This is a genomic window from Actinomadura fibrosa, assembly GCF_900659615.1.
GTDB classification, from domain to species: domain Bacteria; phylum Actinomycetota; class Actinomycetes; order Streptosporangiales; family Streptosporangiaceae; genus Spirillospora; species Spirillospora fibrosa.
Window position 1 is genome coordinate 1 of sequence record NZ_CAACUY010000473.1, and the last position, 3,089, is coordinate 3,089.

At 75.6% G+C, this 3,089-nt stretch carries 3 protein-coding genes; all 3 read right to left on the bottom strand.

What is annotated here, in order from left to right:
• Positions 1 to 134: 134 nt before the first annotated feature.
• The gene (locus E1300_RS53200; RefSeq protein ID WP_242619901.1) at positions 135 to 533 is read right to left on the bottom strand and encodes an FHA domain-containing protein; all 399 of its coding nucleotides are present in this window, start codon (positions 531 to 533) and stop codon (positions 135 to 137) included.
• 488 nt (positions 534 to 1,021) lie between these two features.
• Positions 1,022 to 2,365, bottom strand: a complete 1,344-nt coding sequence (locus tag E1300_RS48730) for a vWA domain-containing protein (protein ID WP_131764040.1) — start codon at positions 2,363 to 2,365, stop codon at positions 1,022 to 1,024.
• On the bottom strand, positions 2,362 to 3,089 hold a 728-nt coding region (locus E1300_RS48735), incomplete at its 5' end, for a PP2C family protein-serine/threonine phosphatase (RefSeq protein WP_370786282.1). The genes E1300_RS48730 and E1300_RS48735, both read right to left, overlap by 4 nt.

Below are 3,089 nucleotides of genomic sequence, written 5' to 3' on the forward strand. Positions count from 1 at the left end.
CGGCGCCGGTGCCGGCTCGCGCCGCCGCAGCGCCGAGTGCGTCCGGCCGGCGGGCGGCGCACCGGACGGTGTGCCGGGTGGGGCACCGGGCGGTGTGGCGGGCGGCCCCGCCGCCGGGACCTGCTGAACGGCCGTCATGTCGCCTCGCCTCGCGTGAGGGTGATGGTGGTCCAGGCGCCGACGTGGATGCGGTCGCCTTCGGAGAGCGGGATCTCGACGTTGAACGGGATCGGGTCCGCGGACCCGTTCACGCATGTCCGGTTCTTTGAGCCGGGGTCCACCAGCGTCCAGGAGCCGTCCGGCTTGGCGAGAAGCACCGCGTGCGTGTGGGAGACGCCGGGGTCCTCCGGAGGCTCGCGCAGGTCGATCTCAGGCGCGGTCGGCTGGGACGAGCTGCGCCGTCCGATGCGGATCTGGCGTCCGCGGAGCGGGATGCGCCGCTCCGGGGCGTACGGCGGGAAGCTGAGGCCGGCCGAGTCCGGGCCCTCCTCGGCGATGACGGCGTTGTAGTACTCCAGGTCCGCGCGGACCACGGCCGTCCACGCCGCCAGGGCGCCCCCTCCGGGACTCGGTTCCGGTACGGGCGGTGCCGGGACGGGTGGCGCCGGAACCGGGGGAGCGGGCACTGGAGGAGCAGGCACAGGAGGGGCGGGGACGGGAGGAGCAGGTACAGGCGGCGCCGGCACGGGAGGCGGTGTTACAGGCGCCGGAGATGCTCCCCGAGGCGGCCCGACCGGCCCGGGCGGAGGGCCCGGTGGCGGCGGAGGAGCGGTGGGTTTCCCGCCGCCCGTGGCGAAGTCGTAGCCGCACGCCTCGCAGAAACGGTCGGTGCCGGGCGTGCCGCAGTCGGGGCACGGGGTTCCGCTCGCGGAGGGCGTGGGAAGCGCCTGCGTGCCGGAGAGGCCGGGCCCGCCCCCGCCGGACGGGGAGGAGGGGGAGACCGGGGCGCCGATCCGCTCGCCGCAGACGTCGCAGTAGTCGTCGGCCTGCGAGGTGTGTCCGTTGGGGCAACTCGCCATGCTCAGCCCTGGCCCCGCCGGGTGTGCACGGTCTCGTCCTTGCGCGTACGCACGGTCTTGGACGACCGGGTGTCGAGCTCCATCTCGGCGGCCTTGTCGACGTTGCGCTTGAGGCGGACGGTCCCCGTGGCGGGGTCGATGACGTCGACGACCTTGCGGAGCATCGCGGTGATGGCGTCGTTGCCCGCCTCGTCGGCCAGCACGACGGCCCGCCCGAGCCGCGCGGTGGCGGTGTCGAGGTCGCCGTCCTTGCGGGCCTGCAAGCCCTCCTGGATGACGGCGGCGAGCTCCGCCTGGCCGGTGTAGTGCGCGACGCGCGGGTTGATGCGGGTGGACATGGCCTCGTCGTCCGTCCACTGGGCCAGCACGTTGCCCGTGGCGAGGACCTTGGCCTCCTCACCGGGCGCCCCGGGCACCACCAGTTTGACCCAGGCGGCGCGCAGCTCCTTGCCGACCTGGCCCGGCTGCACCTCCACGCACACGTGGTAGTCGCGGCTCTCGGCGCCCCACGCGCCGAGCGGGTAGTCGCCGGCCTGCGCGGCCGACTCCACGCGCCGTCCGGTGAGGTCCTCGACCGAGGGCATGACCTGCTTGACGAACCGCAGCTTGGCGGTCTGCGGCGTCCAGACGCGCAGCGCGACGTCCGCGACGGCCTTGCCCATCGCCGCCTGCGTCATCGCCTGGAAGTCGGCGACCAGCCCGGCGGGGTCGGCGACGATGTCCACGCTGCCGAGCAGCGCCGAGGCGACCTTGCGCAGCTCGGCGACCTCCCAGTCGGTGCCGACGCCGCGGCAGTCGCAGACGAACCGGTTCGCGCAGCGGAACAGCACCGCGTCGAGCTCCTCCGGCGTCTCGTGCTGGTTCTTGCCGTCGGTGAGCAGGATCGCGTGCCGGATGCCGCCCGGCCGGTCGTCGAACAGCTGGTCGGCGAGCCGCAGCCACGACCCGATGGCGGTGCCGCCGGCCGCGCGCAGCCGGCTCAGCGCGTGCTTGGCGAGCCGCCGGCTCTCGTCGTTCGCCGGGACCAGCCCGCCCTGCTGGGGGAACACCATCGTCGCCGTGTTCGACCCGGAGACCACCGCGAACCGGACGCCGTCGCGCAGCGTGTCGACCGCGGTCTGCGCGGCCGCGATCGCCGCGCGCAGCTTCGTGTCCGGGTACGACATCGAGCCCGAGGTGTCGATGATGATGACCTCGGCGGCGTCCGCGGGGGAGGCGGCCGGGCCGGTCTGGGAGCCGTCGGCGGCGGTCGCCTCCACCGACACGATGGCGTGCACCTCGCGGCCGCCCTCGGGGAGGTACTTGTTCTGGTCGATCTTGATGCTGAACTGCGGCTGCTCGCTCATCGGTCACGCTCCGAGCTCGGGACGGTGGCGGGAGACGGGAGGGGGATCACGGCGACCGTGACGTTGTCGCGGCCGCCCGCGTCCAGGGCGTGGCGCACGAGCGTCCGCGCGGCGGCGAGGGGCGCCCCCGCCGCGCCGGGCGCGGTCCCGTCCGCCGCCCCGGCGAGGAGCGCCGCGAGGTCCGCGGCCGCCGGGACGTAGTTCCACAGGCCGTCGCTGCACACCAGCAGCGTGCCGGGGCCCGACGGGCGGAACGTCCGGACGTGCGGCCTGACCTCGCCGGCGTCCGCGCCCAGCCACGCGGTGATCACGTGGGCGTTCGGGTGCGCCTCCGCCTCGGCCTCGGTGAGCGCGCCCTCCGCGACCATGATCGCGGCCCACGAGTCGTCCTCGGTGAGCTGCTGCGACCCGGACAGCTCGGCCATGTCGCCGGTGTCGGCCATCACCAGCTCGGCGGTGTCCGGGCCCTCGTCGTCCGCCGCGCCGTCCGCCGCGCCGTCGCGTTCGCCGTCCGGCTGGGCGCCGGGTCCGGTCGCGTCGCCGGACGATCCGGGCGCGGGCTCGTCCGCGGACAGCCAGTAGGCGCGGCTGTCGCCGACCCATCCGACGGTCACCGACCCGCCGCGGGTCACCGCGGACACGTACGTGCACGACGGCGCCTCGGCCGGCGACCCGGCGAGCGCGGCCACGGCCGCGGCGGCCCGCAGCGCGGCGGCGCGGGTGG

Excerpts from the sequence above, each read along its gene's own strand:
- E1300_RS48730 (WP_131764040.1), bottom strand. The coding sequence starts at position 2,365 with ATGAGCGAGCAGCCGCAGTTCAGCATCAAGATCGACCAGAACAAGTAC.